This window comes from Rickettsia monacensis, from assembly GCF_000499665.2.
GTDB classification, from domain to species: Bacteria; Pseudomonadota; Alphaproteobacteria; order Rickettsiales; family Rickettsiaceae; genus Rickettsia; species Rickettsia tamurae.
The window spans coordinates 1,105,786-1,123,526 of record NZ_LN794217.1; the positions used below are offsets into that span (position 1 = coordinate 1,105,786).

Consider the following 17,741-nt stretch of genomic DNA (forward strand, 5'->3'; position numbering starts at 1 on the left):
AAAAAAATCTTATAATTTGCAGCTAAAAAGAGTCATAATTATAATCATTAATCAAAAGTGTACAGAACCTCAACACAATAACAATTGATTATTTCCTCAATATCCAATAAAATTCTTTTTAAAATTTAAATATAAAAAGTAATGTATAATACTGATGTTGTAATAATAGGTGCCGGTCCGGTTGGATTATTTGCAGTTTTTCAAGCAGGAATGCTTGGCATGAAATGTCATGTTATTGATGCACAAGAAGTTATTGGCGGTCAGTGTATTACCCTATATCCTGAAAAGCCTATTTACGATATACCGGCATATCCTAAAATTGCAGCAGAAGAGCTAATAAAACAATTAGAGCTTCAAGCAGCTCCTTTTAAGCCTGTATATCACTTAAATCAGCAAGCTATAGAGCTAAATAAACAAGATGATTTTTTTGAAATTAAAACCTCAAAAAACACTCTTATTAAAAGCAAAGTTATTATTATTGCAGCAGGAACAGGTTCATTCGGACCGAATAAACCGCCTCTTGCAAATATTGAAGATTTTGAAAGCAAGTCGGTTTTTTATTTCATCAATGATAAAAGCAAATTTGCGGGTAAAAATATAGTTATAGCAGGCGGCGGGGATTCGGCTGTTGACTGGGCTATTTCTCTTTCGGAGATTGCAAATAAAATATATTTAGTACATAGGCGGGATAAATTTACGGCTGCCCCTGAAAGCGTAAGGCAATTAAGGCATATTGCAGAAACCGGTAAAATCGAGTTAGTAACCGGTTATCAATTAAATGCTTTAGATGGTAATAATAATGAACTTCAATCGGTTACAGTTAAAGATCTACAAAATAATACTCGCAAATTGGATGCCAATATATTACTACCTTTTTTTGGTTTAAAACAAGATCTGGGTAGCTTAGCAAATTGGGGTTTAAATGTTAAGCTTCACCATATTGAAGTAGATAATTCCTATTATCAAACTAATATAGAAGGTATTTACGCTATTGGTGATATTGCTCATTATGCCGGTAAACTTAAACTGATTCTTACCGGTTTTGCTGAAGCAGCAAGTAGCCTTCATCATGCTTATAGTAGAGTATTTGACGGCAAGGCTCTACATTTTGAGTATTCTACCACAAAATATACTCGATGAACTTTAAAAATTGGCTACGTCGTTCTACAAGTTCTGCGGTGCTCACGTATTATTATACGCTCCGCTCCTCGCCTTGTGAACTCCTTGCTCTTTTTAAAGTTGATCTTCGTATATCAATACTTCATTTATCAAGGGTATATAGTGAATAATATAATTGACGGTAAAGCGTTAGCAAATGAGATACTAGCAGACTTAAAACTAGAAATTCAAGAACTTAAAAGCCAAACCAACGCTTCACCGAAGCTTGCTATAGTATTAGTAGGCGATAATCCGGCAAGCATTATTTATGTAAAAAATAAAATAAAAAATGCACATAAAATAGGAATCGATACTTTATTAGTAAATCTATCTACTACTATTTATACAGGTGATTTAATATCGAAAATCAACGAGTTAAACCTTGATAACGAGATTTCGGGAATTATAGTTCAGCTTCCTTTGCCAAGCTCCATAGATAAAAATAAAATTTTATCGGCAGTATCACCTTCTAAAGATATCGATGGTTTCCACCCTTTAAATGTCGGTTACTTACATAGCGGGATTAGTCAAGGCTTTATCCCCTGCACTGCCCTTGGTTGTCTTGCAGTTATAAAAAAATACGAACCTAATTTAACCGGTAAAAACGCTGTAATTATCGGACGCTCAAATATAGTAGGAAAACCTTTAAGTGCTTTACTGTTAAAAGAAAATTGCAGTGTTACTATTTGCCATTCCAAATCACGAAACTTAAGCTCTATTACTTCTAAAGCCGATATTGCCGTTGCCGCAATAGGTTTGCCTTTAAAATTAACTGCAGAATATTTTAATCCTGAATCTATAGTAATTGATGTAGGCATTAATAGAATTAGCGGCAATAAAATTATCGGTGATGTTGATTTTGAAAATGTTAAATCTAAAGTAAAATATATTACTCCCGTCCCAGGCGGCATCGGACCGATGACTATTGCGTTTTTACTTAAAAATACGGTTAAGGCATTTAAGGATTCTTATAATACATAATGTTATTCCCGTGTAGAATAGGCCTTGTTGCATGGATACCGAGTTGTCATTGCGAGCAGCCGTAGGCTTTGTGGCAATCTCATGAAATAATAACAAACTCCTGAGATTGCTTCGTCAATTGCTATGCAATTTCCTCGCAATGACGGATAAACCGATCCATGCAACAAAGCCCCTAGAATAACATTAAGATTATTCTAATTCCCTATTATAACCCCGATTATGGATAAGAAATACATGGTTTATTAGGTTTAAGTTGGTAAGCAATAAGAGCAGAGAATAGAGAAGTAAAGAAATTAATAGGTGATCGATGTCTGGAAGGAGTAATATTAAAATTCTCTTTTATGTAGCCAAAAATGGTTTCGATAATGAATCTCTTCCTTAAAAGGATTTTATCCAAAAGAGGTAATAAATAGTTTTTCATATCCTTTCTTATTCCGGTAATTTTTATTAAACCTTGCTTATAAAGTTTTGTAAACATTTTTTCTGAAATAAACCCCTTATCATCATAACACTTACCTTTTAGACCTTTTTGATAACCATTGCTTCAAATGCAATTCTGTCATCAACATTACCTTTGGTAATTTTAACAGCAATAATTTCTCCCTTATCATTGATTATCATATGAAGCTTGAATCCAAAAAACCAATCGACAGAACTACGTCCCATTTTTGCAAGATTATTAAAAGTTCTGTTAGAATTAATTCTGATATTTTTACATACTGCAAAATGTGTGGAATCTGCATAATAAATTCCCGTTCTTTTCCCACTTAAGTAATGTAACATCACAATCAATGGCAGAAATAATGAAGGAATAAGCTGAACAAATCTCTCATAACAAGGTGGATTCCTGAACAAATTACCATTAATAATAAAGTTTTGGTAATAAGCTTTTAAATGTTTATATGCACTAAAATGGTAAAAATCATTATTGAGAGTTCTTCACTTAAGGAAAGCTTACCTTCTCTAAATCTTTGCTTATTACTTTTCAGCAATTGATGTTTTACCCATTTCTCATAAATTTTACAAAATTTATCTACTATACAAAATATTGTAGTATATTTACACATGTTATTAAACCTTTATTTTACTCCTTCAGTGCCCTATTTATATAAGGTTTAATAACTCTTGCAACCTTCCTTCCTCTCTATTCCTTATCCATAATCGGGGTTATTATAAATACTCGCAAGTTCTACATAATTTCTTACGTTATCTTGCATATATTCTAAATCTTGATCGGTTAAATATCTAACAAATTTTGCAGGGGATCCCATCCATAATTCTTTAGATTTAATTATCTTCTTTGGCGGGATAAGACTTCCTGCAGCAATAAAAGCATATTCTTCTATTACTGCATAATCCATTATCGTAGTACTCATACCGATAAAAGCATTATTATGTATTGTGCAGGCATGAATAAGAGAGAGATGACCGATAGTTATATTATCGCCTATTTCTACCGGTCCGTTAAATCTTGAAGTATGAATTACACTACCGTCTTGCACGTTAGTATTATTTCCTATTTTTATCGATTCAACGTCGCCTCTAAGAACCGTATTAAACCAAATGCTTGAATTACTACCTATTTCAACATCTCCTATTAAAGAGCTGCTTTCGGCAATATATGCACTTTTATCGATTCTTGGCGTAACTCCTTTATAAGGGATAATAAGCATTAATTATAATCTACCCAAGAAATATTACCGTCTTTACGATAATAAACTATATTGATACGATCATTATTGATATTTTTAAATACTACCGCAGGTAAATCTTCTAAATCCATTTTCATTACCGCTTCTTTTACTGATAATTTTAATATTTCTACAGGCTTTTCAGCGATAATTGCCGGATTATCATTATCTTCGGAGTTAGAGGTTTCACTATCAGATTGCGGATTAATAATATATTTGGTACCTGCGTAAGCAATTTCTGATATCTTTACTTTACCCGCATGATGATTTTTGAATTTTGATTTATATTTTCTAAGCTGTTTTTCTAGTTTTGACATAACTTTATCAAAAGCTACATATATATCGCTACAACTATCATTACTTTTGACTATATTATGTTTACCTGGACCATATTTTACTATAATATCACATTTAAAGTTAATTCCCTCTTTTGAAAAATGTATATCTATATTTATTATATCGGTAAAATATTTTTTAACGACTTGCGTAGCCCTCTCTTTTGAATATTCTTGTAAGCTATTACCGATCGAAATATGTTGAGCTGAAACTGAAATAATCATAAATAACCTTTATAATCTGAAATAATTAATATATAGGTGTTACTTAGTAACGCCTATACAATTAATTTATATTTAGAGTAATTTCAAGTTTTATTACAAATTAATTTATTTAAACTTTAGCCGTAGAGTTTGGGACGCTTATCTTTATTTTGTTGTGATTTAATTAGTTTTTTAGCAGTCTTTCTTACATAATTAGGCTCAATACCGATTTCTAGGTAGCATTAAAATTTTCATTATTTTCAAAAAGCCACTTTTTAGCATTATATTCTGCTTTTGTTGCCTCTTTCTTGGTAGAAGTATTAGTTGCATCTATTATTGCCTGCATAATAATAGCACTTCTAAGAGCAATATCTATAGGATTATAAAGTTTAATATGCTCAAAAGAAGTAGTTAATTCAAAAGAAGTAGTTAATTTAATGACATATGGTTTAGTCATATAAAACCTCTAATAATTATTAATAAAGTAAGGCTTTGTTAATATAGATGTAACCAATAGGTTTTTCTTTTTTAACAAAGTCCTTAAAAAGTATAATAATTTTTCAAGACTTCAACTAATAGTGACTAATTTAGATTAATAGAAATATCTATTGATTATAATATTAGGAATAAGCTATAAAATCTAAACGTTAGGTTCTGTATATTTTTTGATAATTTGATAAAATAAGATATTTTACTCTTGCAGAAATAGAAGAATTGTTATATATATGTTATCTCTTATGTATAAGGGGATGTAGCTCAGTTGGTTAGAGCGTCTGCCTGTCACGCAGAAGGTCGCGGGTTCGAGTCCCGTCATTCTCGCCAAGCCCTTTCAGGGTTTCGGGGCTTCCCTTCGTTTTCTAAAAAATCCATATGCTCCTTTTATGTTCCAAAATGTCTAATTTTTTATATTAAACTCTTTTAAATACCGTTTAAATATTATAATAAACTAACTTATATATATTCATTAAAGCAACTTCAACTCATTTATTCACACTTTTAGTTAAATTTCTATTGTATTCTTAAAACTCCTTATTATGATTCTGTCTATAGCTCATTTTTAACAAAATATTAAAATTTATAGGATTTAACAAGGATATAAATATGAAAGAACTAATAGAATTTCTAGAAAAAAGAGGGGGCCGGCAAGCAGATAGTTTAAGAAAAGGTGATACAATATCTTGGGAGTAACCAAATAGGCGATAGTGAAGCAAAGGAATTAGCCTTAATGCTAAAAGATAATTCTACTCTCACATCGCTTGATCTTTCTGATAACAAAATAGGCGAGACTGGAGCAAGGGACTTAGCGGCAAGCTTAAAAGATAATAACTCTTTAACGGAACTTAATCTTTCTAGTAACAACATAGGCGATACAACATTAAAGACAATTAACGGATATCTGCAAAGAAATAAAACTATAGCCGAGAAAAAAAGCAGAAAGCTTAAATGCAGAGGGTAATAATTTATGCAGTCAAGAAAAGTATGATGAAGCTATAGAAAAATATAAAGCAGCAATAAAGATCAAGAAAGAACTGGATGGCTATAGCTATAAAAAAAGAAAATTTATATGAAGAAAATAAAGCAAAAGCAGAAAAGAAATATGAAGAACAACAGCAGCAAGAACTAGAAAAACAACGAATAGAAGAAGAAAAGAAACGATCGGAAGAAGAAAAAAGAAAACTATTAGCAGAAGAAGAAGCGAAGAAACAGGCAGAGGAAGAACAACAGCAGAGCCTAAAACTTGATGAGCTAAAATATAATCAACTAATTTTAGCAATAAAAGATAATAAAGCAGAAGAAGCAGAAAGTTTAGTTAAAGAGCTAAATTGTGATATGCTTAGCAAAATTGATGCTAACGGCAATACGGCTTTAACTTTAGCCGCTTATAAAGGTTTAGAAAAAGTCTGTGAATTACTTATATCTAAAACGAATAATTAGGCTATTAGTATTATCAATAATAATGGCGAAACAGTATTAACTTTAGCTGCTTCACAAGGTTTAGAAAAAGTTTGTGAAACGCTAATACCTAGAATGTCCGATGAAGCTATTAATCATGTTAATAATGACGGCGAAACAGCATTAAGCATAGCTACAAAAAATGGTCTTAGAATTATAGCAAGAAGTACTTGTGACTTACTATTAAAAATGCTGGAAATTCAACAGCTATATTAATATATTAACTAACCCCGATTATGGATAAGGAATAGAGAGGAAGGAAGGTTGCAAGAGTTATTAAACCTTATATAAATAGGGCACTGAAGGAGCAAAATAAAGGTTTAATAACATGTGTAAATATACTACAATATTTTGTATAGTAGATAAATTTTGTAAAATTTATGAGAAATGGGTAAAACATCAATTGCTGAAAAGTAATAAGCAAAGATTTAGAGAAGGTAAGCTTTCCTTAAGTGAAGAACTCTCAATAATGATTTTTACCATTTTAGTGCATATAAACATTTAAAAGCTTATTACCAAAACTTTATTATTAATGGTAATTTGTTCAGGAATCCACCTTGTTATGAGAGATTTGTTCAGCTTATTCCTTCATTATTTCTGCCATTGATTGTGATGTTACATTACTTAAGTGGGAAAAGAACGGGAATTTATTATGCAGATTCCACACATTTTGCAGTATGTAAAAATATCAGAATTAATTCTAACAGAACTTTTAATAATCTTGCAAAAATGGGACGTAGTTCTGTCGATTGGTTTTTTGGATTCAAGCTTCATATGATAATCAATGATAAGGGAGAAATTATTGCTGTTAAAATTACCAAAGGTAATGTTGATGACAGAATTGCATTTGAAGCAATGGTTATCAAAAAGGTCTAAAAGGTAAGTGTTATGATGATAAGGGGTTTATTTCAGAAAAAATGTTTACAAAACTTTATAAGCAAGGTTTAATAAAAATTACCGGAATAAGAAAGGATATGAAAAACTATTTATTACCTCTTTTGGATAAAATCCTTTTAAGGAAGAGATTCATTATCGAAACCATTTTTGGCTACATAAAAGAGAATTTTAATTGTACAAGTTACGACTTAATCTGACAGAGTTGAGTAATCAGGCAGCTTGATGGGCAATCATCAAATTGTCTGATATTCTCTCTATATTACCAATATTTTTATCTATATTACCAATATTACCAATATTTTTATCTTTAGCAATATAAAGTGAATCTGTAAAAGATTGCATTGGTGTTTTACCAAAGCAATGTTTACCGGAATGAGGTCTTGCATTATTGTAACTCACAAGCCAGTTATCTATATCTGTTTGCAATTCATCAAGTGAATTATAAAATTTTTTGCGGAATAGAATGTGATAGCACTCTTCCTGCATAGTTTTATGGAAACGCTCACAGATACCGTTGGTTTGAGGACTATATGCTTTAGTTTTGGAATGATCGATATTCTCAATGCCAAGATATAGTTGGTAAGCATGGTTTTCTGGTTTTCCACAATATTCCGTACCTCTATCAGTTAATATTCTAAGCAGAGGGATATCATGGTTTGCAAAGAATGGAATAACCTTATCATTTAAGTGGTCTGCAGCTGTAATAGCCGTCTTTTCGGTATAGAGTTTACAAATAGCTACTCCTCAATAGGTATCGACAAAAGTTTGCTGATAAATACGGCCTATGCCTTTAATATTACCAACATAGTAAGTATCTTGTGAACCAAGGTAGCCAGGGTGCATAGTTTCTATTTCACCACTAGCTTCACGTTGGTTTTTAACTTTTTCAAGAACAGCAAGTTGATTATCACTTAAAACAATACCATCATTTGCTACTTTAGTCTCTAGAGCTTTTAGACGTTTTTTGAAACTTTCTAAATCATGACGTAACCACACAGATCTAACTCCGCCACCAGAAATGATTATCCCACTCTTGCGTAATTCATTAGCAGCACGTTCCTGACCAAATGCTGGAAATTCAACAGCTATATTAACTACAGCATCCTCTATATTTGCGGGCACACGATTCTTAATGCAAGCTTTACGTCTAGTCATCTCATATAGAGCTTCCCCCCTCCCCACCTTGATCATGGAGCTCTTTGTAACGATAAAATGTATCCCTGCTATAACCCATTACTTTGCAAGCTTGTGATACATTCCCTAATTGTTCAGCGAGTTTTAATAAACCGATTCTTGGCTTTATGATTTTTTCTTGATATGTTGTCATCTGACAGTCTCCTTTTTAGTAGGTTGTTAAAACTTGCCAGGTACTATCTTATCTTTTTTCTTCGTACCCAACAATCCTTAACTGTCAGATCAATTCTTTACTTTTATACTATAGCTTGCATTAATTTAATATATGATATTTTGACTATTAACAAATCTCTATTTATTTATCGGTGTTTCTACCAAAGCATGCTTAAGTACTTGATCAATATTTGACACAGATATAATTTCTAGGCTTTCTTTTATATTCGGCGGTATATCTTTTAAGTCTTTAACATTCTCCTCAGGAATCAACACGGTTTTAATACCTCCCCTACTTGCAGCAAGTAACTTCTCTTTAAGACCACCGATAGGTAAAACATTTCCTCTTAAAGTAATTTCGCCTGTTATTGCCACGGTGCGGTGTACGGGTATTTTAGTCATCAACGAAACAATAGTCGTAAACAAAGCACAGCCGGCAGACGGTCCATCTTTTGGAATAGCTCCGGCCGGTACGTGAATATGAATATCAAAATCTTTATAATTGTCATATTTTAATCCAAAATTTGTTGCTCTGCTTCTAAAACAACTATAGGCAGCCATTGCCGATTCTTTCATAACATCACCAAGTTTTCCGGTGGTCTTTATTTCACCTTTCCCTGGAAATGCTAAAGCTTCTATAGTTAAAAGCTCCCCGCCTACTTCGGTGTAAGCAAGTCCCGTAGTACTTCCTATTTGATCTTCTTTCTCGGCAAGCCCGAAATTATATTTCTTAGCCCCTAAAAATTCTTCAAGATTATTACTATCTATGGCAATATGCTTAACACTTTTATCTGCTAAAATTTGCTTTAATGCCTTTCTAGTTAATGCCCCTATTTCACGTTCTAAAGCTCTTACGCCTGATTCCTTGGTATAATATCTAATTAAATCCAAAATTGCCGTCTCGGATATAGTAATTTCATCTTTCTTAATTTTATGCATTTTAAATTGTTTCGGCACTAAATAATTTTTGGCGATTTGGAGCTTTTCTTCCTCTACATAACCGGAAATATATATTTTTTCCATTCTATCACTTAAAGCTCTAGGTAAATCATGAGAGTTAGCAGTAGCAATAAATATTACATTTGATAGATCATATTCTACTTCTAAATAATGATCAACAAAGTGACTATTCTGCTCAGGGTCTAATACCTCAAGTAAAGCGGATACCGGATCACCTCTAAAATCAGAACTCATTTTATCGATTTCATCAAGTAGCATTACAGGGTTACTAGTCTTAACTTTCTTAAGTTGACCTAAAATTTTACCGGGCATTGATCCAAGGTAAGTTTTTCTATGCCCTCTGATTTCTGCTTCGTCTCTAACACCGCCGAGAGCAAATTTAGTGTATTTTCTACCCATTCCTTCGGCAATAGATTTTACAAGTGAAGTTTTACCGACCCCTGGCGGACCGATTAAACATAATATAGGTCCTCTAATTTTACTTGAACGCTGTAATACCGCTAAATATTCTATAATTCGTTCTTTAACTTTTTCGAGTCCAAAATGATCACGATTTAAAATTTTCTCGGCTTGGTTAATATCTATTTTACTATTATCATGCTTACCCCAAGGCAAACTTAGCAAAGTCTCAAGATAATTACGCGTCACTCCCGACTCTGCCGACATTTGATTCATACTACGGAGTTTTTTAAGCTCTGATTCTGCTTTCTCTTTAGCTTCTTTAGATAATTTTAAACTTTTAATTTTTTTCTCGATATCGGCAAGTTCCGATTTATCTTCATCAAGCTCCTTTTGAATAGCTTTCATTTGTTCGTGCAGATAATAATCACGCTGCGTTTTTTCGATTTGCTTTCTTACTCTTTGCTGCAATGCCTGCTCGGTTTCTGAATTTACTGTATTGGAAGTAAGCGTACTAATAACCGTAGTGATACGCTTAAAAGGACTAGTTTCTTCTAATAAATGCTGCTTTACCTCAAGTGAAGTTATCAGATGTGAAGCTAATATATTTATAATATTTATGAAATTAGTGCTATTACTTATTTCTTTATTGATAGTTTCAATAATTTCCGCATTAACTTTCTTATCATTAATCGCATATTTACTAAATAGTTGTACTGCATTATCCACTAATGAACGCATGTTATTAAAGTCAAATATTTCTTCATCCGGAATAATTTCGTAATTTGCTTCAAAAGCTTCTGCGCCTTTGATATTGCTTAGCTTTACTCTTGCTACTGCTTCTATTAAGATTTTTGCCGTATTATTAGGCAGCTTCACTATTTGGATAATCTTAGCAAGTATAGCTGTGTTATAAAGTTCATGTTTACTAGGGTTTTCTTGATCAAATTTTTTCTGTAAAGTTACTAAAATATATTTATTATTATCTTCCTCGGAAATGGTAGTATGAGAGAGTGCTTGCAGCGATTTTTGCCTACCCACAAAAATAGGAGCGATTACTCCTGGGAATACTACCATATCTCTCAGTGCCATTAATGGGAGGGATTTTTTATTCATCAATTAAAACCTTTTAAAATTTCTAATTATTAACTATATAATATAGTATCAACCTGATTTCAAGCTACCATTATTAATTATATTTATGAATTTATTACTACAACCTCCTCAAAATGTAGCAGCCGCACATAATAGAATAAAACAATATCTACATTTAACTCCGATCGTTCACTCTGAAAGCTTAAATGAGATGCTCGGTCATGAGATTTTTTTTAAGGTTGAATCATTACAAAAAACCGGTGCATTTAAAGTTAGAGGAGTGTTAAATCATTTATTAGAATTAAAAGAGCAAGGGAAATTACCTGATAAAATAGTCGGTTATAGTACGGGTAACCATGGGATTGGTCTTGCTTATGCAAGTAAATTATTCGGTATTAAAACAAGGATTTATTTACCGTTAAATACTTCAAAAGTAAAACAGCAAGCAGCTCTTTATTACGGCGGTGAAGTTATATATACAGATACTCGACAAGAAGCGGAAGAAAAAGCAAAAGAAGATGCAAAGCAAGGATTTTACTATATGCATCCTTCCGATAGTGATTCTACAATAGCAGGAGCAGGCACGTTATGCTATGAAGCATTACAGCAGCTAGGCTTTAGTCCTGATGCTATTTTTGCCTCTTGCGGCGGCGGCGGTTTAATTTCCGGCTCATATCTTGCCAAGGAATTAATATCACCGACAAGCTTGTTAATAGGTTCAGAACCTTTAAATGCCAATGATGCTTATTTATCTGTTAAAGATAATAAAATATATAGATTTAACTATGCTCCGAATACTATTGCGGACGGTCTTAAAACCTTGAACGTATCGGCTCGTACATTTGAATATCTGAAAAAGCTAGATCATTTTTATTTAGCAGAAGAATATGAAATATATTACTGGACGGCGTGGCTTACTCATTTACTTAAAGTTATATGCGAGCCGTCAAGTAGTATAAATATGGTTTCAGTAATAAATTTTTTAAAAACACAATCCAAACCTCAAAAACTACTAGTACTAATCTCAGGCGGTAATATCGCCCCTATTCTTTATAACGAGCTATGGAAAGAGGAGTATTTAAGCATCTCACCTAAATCTTTATGTTCTGATGTCATTCCTGCGAGGCATTGTTGCATGGACACCGAGTCGTCATTGCGAGGAGCGAAGCGACGCGGCAATCTAGAAAAATAATTAAAAAAAATTCTGATTTACAGAATTTTTTACTGGATTGCCACGCTCCTTTTAGTCGCTCGCAATGACGACTCGGTGTCCATGCAACAATGCCTCGCAGGAATGACATAGACGCAATGTAACAAAGCCTCCTCACAATGATGAAGTTATATTAAAATTTAACCCCTTCTTCGTACTGCTTCTTGATTTTTAGTAGAAGTATTAGGAGTAGTTTGCGGGGGTTTTATATTAGAGCTTCTTAGTTTTATTAAATCTTCAAATATTGTTTTATCAAATGCTATTGGATTGATTTTTCTTAATTCTGCTAAATTAAAATTATTAACTTGTTGCGGTTGAACTATAATAGGCTCACCCGTAACAGGAATTAAATTTTTAAATTTAGGATTAGTTGCTGCTTTATCTTTATTTTCATTTAAAAATTTTGTTAGACCTTCAGCAATTTCAGGATTTGTTAAAGCGTTTGAAAAGATTTTATCATTAATTGTCTTCACTACATATCCATCACTCAGAGTAATATATTTATCTACAACTTTTCCTAATCTTTCTTCCAAATAGTTTCTACCTGTAAATATCTGCTTAAATTTTCCCCATAAAGAAGTGCCTCTATCATTAATATCTTTTAATTCAGTGGCTATTTTAGTACTATTTTCAGTTAGATAAGTAGAATCTAACTTATTTAATGCCCTTATTATTATTTCAGGATTCTTTATGCCTGATGAGTTAGTAAGTATAATAGTTTGCTCTAATTGCTTACTAATTTTATTATTTTTTTCTAATCTATTACTAATCTGCTGCACCATATTAGTGGCTGCCTTTTGTAATTCCTTAAATTCCGCTTGAGATAATTGATTTACTCTTGGGATAAACTGCTTACTATCTTTATTAAATTTCTGGTTTTTATCTCCTTGAATAATAAATTTTTCATATTTCTCAAGTTTTTCCGGAGTGTTTTTAGGATCTTGTTTTAAGATTTCTATAGCTTTATCTTTTACAGCCTGTGCATATTGCTCTTTAGGTATAGAATTTCCGCTTACGGCTATTAATGCTTCTTTAGTTGCTCTTATAGGATTGGCAAAGATTTCTTCTTCATCTTCTATACCCATAAATGATAATTCATCAAAAGGTCCTCCTTTATTTAGAGGAAGTACAAAACCCTTAAGTGCTGCTTCAGCCCTTGCGACATCAAACTTTAGCTTATCTGCTGCACTAGGTATTAGTTTTGTATCTTGTCCTAAATTGATATGCAGATTATCTACTAATTTTTGTACATCTTTATTTTCTACAACTTCACTAATAATTTTACTGGCAAGTACTTCAAGCGTACTAGTGATATATTCTTCAGATTGTAAATATTGTTGAATAGGATCGGGAGTAACAATATTTTTATTCAAAGTATCTAATCTACTATCTACGTTTTTTATATCAACTATTTTACCTTTTACTGCAGCCGATATCTCAGTTACTTCATCGTTTTTTTTAATTTTTTCAATAGTATCATCTATATTAGTTATAATCTCTGCCATATAATACTCATTATTAAGTTATTTGATATAATGAACTAAATTATCAAACTTCTTAAAAATTTGCAACTATATTATCATATAAATCACTACTTACTATGCCCTGACTGTTGCCTACTCTCTCTACTTTTATTAAGGTTTTCAACATGAGATATAGGGGTTGATATAGAAGACTTATAGCTTTGGGTTGCTACTTGTTTTAGCTCTTTTACTTCTGTTAACCCCGATTATGGATAAGAAATACATGGTTTATTAGGTTTAAGTTGGTAAGCAATAAGAGCAGAGAATAGAGAAGTAAAGAAATTAATAGGTGATCGATGTCTGGAAGGAGTAATATTAAAATTCTCTTTTATGTAGCCAAAAATGGTTTCGATAATGAATCTCTTCCTTAAAAGGATTTTATCCAAAAGAGGTAATAAATAGTTTTTCATATCCTTTCTTATTCCGGTAATTTTTATTAAACCTTGCTTATAAAGTTTTGTAAACATTTTTTCTGAAATAAACCCCTTATCATCATAACACTTACCTTTTAGACCTTTTTGATAACCATTGCTTCAAATGCAATTCTGTCATCAACATTACCTTTGGTAATTTTAACAGCAATAATTTCTCCCTTATCATTGATTATCATATGAAGCTTGAATCCAAAAAACCAATCGACAGAACTACGTCCCATTTTTGCAAGATTATTAAAAGTTCTGTTAGAATTAATTCTGATATTTTTACATACTGCAAAATGTGTGGAATCTGCATAATAAATTCCCGTTCTTTTCCCACTTAAGTAATGTAACATCACAATCAATGGCAGAAATAATGAAGGAATAAGCTGAACAAATCTCTCATAACAAGGTGGATTCCTGAACAAATTACCATTAATAATAAAGTTTTGGTAATAAGCTTTTAAATGTTTATATGCACTAAAATGGTAAAAATCATTATTGAGAGTTCTTCACTTAAGGAAAGCTTACCTTCTCTAAATCTTTGCTTATTACTTTTCAGCAATTGATGTTTTACCCATTTCTCATAAATTTTACAAAATTTATCTACTATACAAAATATTGTAGTATATTTACACATGTTATTAAACCTTTATTTTACTCCTTCAGTGCCCTATTTATATAAGGTTTAATAACTCTTGCAACCTTCCTTCCTCTCTATTCCTTATCCATAATCGGGATTATCTAGATTGCTTAGTCAATTACTTTGTAATTTCCTTGCAATGGCGTTAATTTATTAAATAATCTATATTTAGCAATACCAATAAATTTCTAATTTAATACTTGCAATTTATCTTATAATTACTTATATTCAGATTCGCTTAGATTAAAAAGCACTAAGGCGTTTTATATGTAATTAATTTTTATCCCCTTAAACTTTTTACATTAAAACGCCGTTATTTTATTTAAGCGGGTGTAGCTCAGGGGTAGAGCGCTACCTTGCCAAGGTCGAAGTCGAGGGTTCGAATCCCTTCACCCGCTCCAGTGATTTTTTCTTAAGAAATATTAAAACTATTTCATTATTAACCTGAATGTTTAGGATGTCATTCCTGCTTTCGCAAGGCCTTGTTGCATAACTCGTTTTATATCATTCCCGCGTAGGCGGGAATCCAGTAAAGCAGATAAAAAACTTATTTTTTTATCTGTTTATTTTATCAAATATGTAATCTATATCAATATTGAAGCTATTTATTCTGGATTCCCGCCTACGCGGGAATGACATAGAACATGTTTTTCGAGCCAGGCAACAACGCCCTTTCACAAATGACATCGGTAAGTTTATCATAAATTCAATCTTCCAAACCATTTATTTATTTTACCCTTGCATAAAAGCGTTTAGCTAGCTATTTTTATTTTATTATTAAACTTCTTGCATAACGTAGTTAATAAGGAGAAATTTGTAGGAGACACTTCACCTCGAACCGCAGCATACACTTAGTACGTGAGGATTCGAGTACCGGATCGACACACAAATTACCCTTAGAAGCAAGTTATGCAAGAAGTCTATTGCAACAATTAGGAAATTACATATGTCAGCAAATACGCAAGATAACCAGACAAACAATAACGACACTATAGAAATACAGGAAACTGAGGTAGTACCTGTAGAAACAAATTTTCTACAATCGGGGTTAACAAGCTTAATACCGATGGTTTTAATTTTTGCCGTATTTTACTTCTTATTATTACGTCCACAAGAAAAACGCCGCAAAGAAAGAGAGAAATTAGTAAGTGAAGTTAAAAAAGGCGAAGAAGTTCTAACAAATAGCGGCATTTACGGTATTGTGACTAAAGTAAGTGAAAATGACAATAATATTGAAATCGAAATAGCTAAAGACGTACGTATTAAAGCTTTAAAAAGTGCTATTATCGATATAACTGTACAAAAGTAAGTAGCAGTAAAAAAAGAAAATAACAAAAAAGATAAGAAGGTAAGCGGTGCAAAATCTTCCTAAATGGAAAATTTTTCTTTCAATTATATGTACGGTTTTTGCGGTTATTTGTGCCTTACCTAATTTCATGCAGGTAAACTCTAAGTTTCTGCCTCATGATTCAGTAAATCTAGGGCTTGACCTTAGAGGAGGAGCCCATTTATTATTCGATGTTGATTTTGACACCTACTTAAATGATTCAATGGAAAATCTTGCCGACACTTTACGCAAAAATTTTCGTGAGGATAAAATCGGCTATAAAAATCTGTTAGTTAGACAAAATAGCATTCAATTAGAAGTAAGATCGCCTGAGGAATTAAAGCCATTAAAGAAAATAATTAATAAAATCGATCCAGAAATTATCGCTGAAGTAAATGAAAATAAAATAAAGCTTAGCTACAGCGAATCTAGATTAAATGACTTACTTAATAAGGTAGTAGACCAATCTATTGAGATCGTTCGCATGAGAGTTGATAGTACCGGCACTAAAGAGCCGACCCTACAGAAACAAGGCGATAAGCATATATTGCTGCAAGTTCCCGGTGAAGAGAATCCCTCTTACCTGAAGAATATATTAGGGAAAACTGCAAAGCTAACTTTTCATTTAGTTGATGAAAATGCCAATATCGAAGAAGCGGTAAAAGGACATGTTCCGGTAGGTTCAATGCTAGTTAAGGGAGATAGCGAAAGTCATGGGGAGTATTATGTAGTTATAAAGAAAAAAGTTGTTTTAGGTGGGGATCAGCTTACAACCGCTTCAGCTTCTTTTGACCAAAATTCGCAAGCGGTAGTTGCTTTTTCTTTCAACAATTTAGGTAGTAAAATATTTGGTGAAATAACCAAAAATAATACCGGTAAACGCCTTGCTATAGTTTTAGACAATAAATTACTAAGTGCTCCAACGATAAACGGAGCGATTATGGGTGGAAGCGGTATAATAACAGGAAATTTTACCGTTGAGTCGGCAAATGAGCTTGCACTATTATTGCGAGCCGGTTCGCTCCCTGCCCCACTTAAAATTATTGAAGAGAGAAGTATAGGGCCAAATTTGGGTGCTGATTCTATAGAGTCGGGCAAAAAGGCAGGACTTATAGGATTTATAGCAGTGTGTATATTTATGGTTTGGTCTTACGGTGTGCTTGGTTTATTTGCCAATATAGCCTTAAGCCTTGCATTGTTATATATTTTAGCTTTACTTTCACTTTTCCAAGCTACTTTAACTCTGCCGGGAATTGCAGGAATAATACTAACTATGGGTATGGCTGTTGATGCTAATGTATTGATTTATGAAAGAATTAAAGAGGAATTACATAAGGGAGTTTCTAATCTTTATGCTATTAGAACCGGTTTTGAATCTGCGGTTGCTACTATCCTTGATTCCAACTTAACTACTTTAATCGTTGCCTTTTTACTTTATATATTTGGAGTCGGGGCAATAAAAGGTTTTGCCGTTGCATTAACAATCGGGATTATATCTTCAATGTTTTCGGCGATTATCATTACTAAATTGTTAATAGATATTTGGGTAAAATATTTTAAACCTAAAAAACTAGGTCTGGTGTAAGAGGTTATAAGTAATGA

The 17,741-nt window shown here is 32.4% G+C and carries 17 protein-coding genes, 2 tRNA genes and 5 pseudogenes; 14 read left to right on the top strand and 10 right to left on the bottom strand.

The features are described from left to right. The first annotated feature begins 141 nt into the window (after positions 1-141). A complete protein-coding gene (locus tag RMONA_RS05785; RefSeq protein ID WP_023508158.1) occupies positions 142-1,140 on the top strand; it encodes an NAD(P)/FAD-dependent oxidoreductase in 999 nt (332 codons plus the stop codon). 141 nt (positions 1,141-1,281) lie between these two features. Next, positions 1,282-2,139 carry a bifunctional methylenetetrahydrofolate dehydrogenase/methenyltetrahydrofolate cyclohydrolase FolD gene (gene folD / locus RMONA_RS05790; protein WP_023508157.1) on the top strand — a complete coding sequence of 286 codons (858 nt, stop codon included), beginning with the start codon at positions 1,282-1,284 and terminating at the stop codon, positions 2,137-2,139. 217 nt (positions 2,140-2,356) lie between these two features. Here the strand turns inward: folD and RMONA_RS10955 are convergent, their stop codons facing one another. The 5 genes and pseudogenes from RMONA_RS10955 to RMONA_RS05810 form a co-directional block, all read right to left on the bottom strand. Further along, positions 2,357-2,617, bottom strand: coding sequence for a transposase (locus RMONA_RS10955; RefSeq protein WP_023507102.1), 261 nt, complete (start codon positions 2,615-2,617; stop codon positions 2,357-2,359). Positions 2,618-2,658: 41 nt separating this feature from the next. After that, positions 2,659-2,922, bottom strand: coding sequence for a transposase (locus RMONA_RS10960; RefSeq protein WP_023507103.1), 264 nt, complete (start codon positions 2,920-2,922; stop codon positions 2,659-2,661). A 368-nt stretch (positions 2,923-3,290) separates the two neighbouring features. Then, positions 3,291-3,812, bottom strand: coding sequence for a gamma carbonic anhydrase family protein (locus tag RMONA_RS05800; protein WP_023508154.1), 522 nt, complete (start codon positions 3,810-3,812; stop codon positions 3,291-3,293). Further along, entirely contained in the window at positions 3,812-4,390 is a 579-nt protein-coding gene (gene hpf / locus RMONA_RS05805) for a ribosome hibernation-promoting factor, HPF/YfiA family (RefSeq protein WP_023508153.1), read from the bottom strand. Before hpf ends, RMONA_RS05800 begins: the two co-directional genes overlap by 1 nt. A gap of 116 nt (positions 4,391-4,506) precedes the next feature. After that, positions 4,507-4,826, bottom strand: a pseudogene (locus tag RMONA_RS05810) (hypothetical protein). Positions 4,827-5,114: 288 nt separating this feature from the next. On the opposite strand from RMONA_RS05810, the gene RMONA_RS05815 reads away from it, so the two are divergent. The 7 genes and pseudogenes from RMONA_RS05815 to RMONA_RS10970 all read left to right on the top strand — a co-directional run bounded on the left by RMONA_RS05815 (position 5,115) and on the right by RMONA_RS10970 (position 7,416). Beyond that, positions 5,115-5,191, top strand: a tRNA-Asp gene (locus RMONA_RS05815). 343 nt (positions 5,192-5,534) lie between these two features. Then, entirely contained in the window at positions 5,535-5,825 is a 291-nt protein-coding gene (locus tag RMONA_RS05820) for a Ran GTPase-activating protein (RanGAP) involved in mRNA processing and transport (RefSeq protein WP_023508151.1), read from the top strand. Between the two features lie 19 nt (positions 5,826-5,844). Next, a pseudogene (locus RMONA_RS11545) lies at positions 5,845-5,937 on the top strand (hypothetical protein); the annotation flags it as partial. Beyond that, positions 5,903-6,304: an ankyrin repeat domain-containing protein gene (locus RMONA_RS10510; RefSeq protein WP_023508150.1), complete on the top strand. Its 402-nt coding sequence runs from the start codon at positions 5,903-5,905 to the stop codon at positions 6,302-6,304. The pseudogene RMONA_RS11545 and the gene RMONA_RS10510, both read left to right, overlap by 35 nt. Before the next feature lie 12 nt (positions 6,305-6,316). Next, positions 6,317-6,538: an ankyrin repeat domain-containing protein gene (locus RMONA_RS10515; protein WP_242402865.1), complete on the top strand. Its 222-nt coding sequence runs from the start codon at positions 6,317-6,319 to the stop codon at positions 6,536-6,538. 396 nt (positions 6,539-6,934) lie between these two features. Then, positions 6,935-7,198, top strand: a complete 264-nt coding sequence (locus RMONA_RS10965) for a transposase (RefSeq protein ID WP_023507103.1) — start codon at positions 6,935-6,937, stop codon at positions 7,196-7,198. 41 nt (positions 7,199-7,239) lie between these two features. Further along, a complete protein-coding gene (locus tag RMONA_RS10970) occupies positions 7,240-7,416 on the top strand; it encodes a transposase (RefSeq protein WP_242402797.1) in 177 nt (58 codons plus the stop codon). A gap of 13 nt (positions 7,417-7,429) precedes the next feature. Here RMONA_RS10970 and RMONA_RS05835 read toward each other — a convergent pair. Together RMONA_RS05835 and lon are read right to left on the bottom strand one after the other, a co-directional pair. Beyond that, a pseudogene (locus RMONA_RS05835) lies at positions 7,430-8,546 on the bottom strand (IS481 family transposase). 158 nt (positions 8,547-8,704) lie between these two features. Next, positions 8,705-11,041 carry an endopeptidase La gene (lon, locus tag RMONA_RS05840; RefSeq protein ID WP_023508148.1) on the bottom strand — a complete coding sequence of 779 codons (2,337 nt, stop codon included), beginning with the start codon at positions 11,039-11,041 and terminating at the stop codon, positions 8,705-8,707. Between the two features lie 85 nt (positions 11,042-11,126). Between lon and RMONA_RS05845 the strand changes: the two genes are divergently transcribed. Then, positions 11,127-12,212 (top strand): serine/threonine dehydratase, encoded by a 1,086-nt coding sequence (locus RMONA_RS05845; RefSeq protein ID WP_023508147.1) that lies wholly within the window; start codon positions 11,127-11,129, stop codon positions 12,210-12,212. 158 nt (positions 12,213-12,370) lie between these two features. Here the strand turns inward: RMONA_RS05845 and RMONA_RS05850 are convergent, their stop codons facing one another. From RMONA_RS05850 to RMONA_RS10980, 3 genes are all read right to left on the bottom strand, one after another. Further along, complete coding sequence (locus RMONA_RS05850; protein WP_046058401.1) at positions 12,371-13,735, bottom strand: hypothetical protein; 1,365 nt, start codon at positions 13,733-13,735, stop codon at positions 12,371-12,373. A 224-nt stretch (positions 13,736-13,959) separates the two neighbouring features. Then, the gene (locus RMONA_RS10975; RefSeq protein ID WP_023507102.1) at positions 13,960-14,220 is read right to left on the bottom strand and encodes a transposase; all 261 of its coding nucleotides are present in this window, start codon (positions 14,218-14,220) and stop codon (positions 13,960-13,962) included. A gap of 41 nt (positions 14,221-14,261) precedes the next feature. Further along, positions 14,262-14,525, bottom strand: coding sequence for a transposase (locus RMONA_RS10980; RefSeq protein ID WP_023507103.1), 264 nt, complete (start codon positions 14,523-14,525; stop codon positions 14,262-14,264). A gap of 613 nt (positions 14,526-15,138) precedes the next feature. Here RMONA_RS10980 and RMONA_RS05860 point away from each other — a divergent pair. From RMONA_RS05860 to secD, 4 genes and pseudogenes are all read left to right on the top strand, one after another. Continuing rightward, positions 15,139-15,213: transfer RNA gene (locus RMONA_RS05860), tRNA-Gly, on the top strand. A gap of 361 nt (positions 15,214-15,574) precedes the next feature. Beyond that, positions 15,575-15,738, top strand: a pseudogene (locus tag RMONA_RS08715) (palindromic element RPE1 domain-containing protein); the annotation flags it as partial. Between the two features lie 20 nt (positions 15,739-15,758). Beyond that, positions 15,759-16,184: pseudogene (gene yajC / locus RMONA_RS05865) on the top strand (preprotein translocase subunit YajC). Continuing rightward, the gene (gene secD / locus RMONA_RS05870; protein WP_023508144.1) at positions 16,168-17,724 is read left to right on the top strand and encodes a protein translocase subunit SecD; all 1,557 of its coding nucleotides are present in this window, start codon (positions 16,168-16,170) and stop codon (positions 17,722-17,724) included. The pseudogene yajC and the gene secD overlap by 17 nt, the downstream one beginning before the upstream one ends. Positions 17,725-17,741 lie beyond the last annotated feature (17 nt).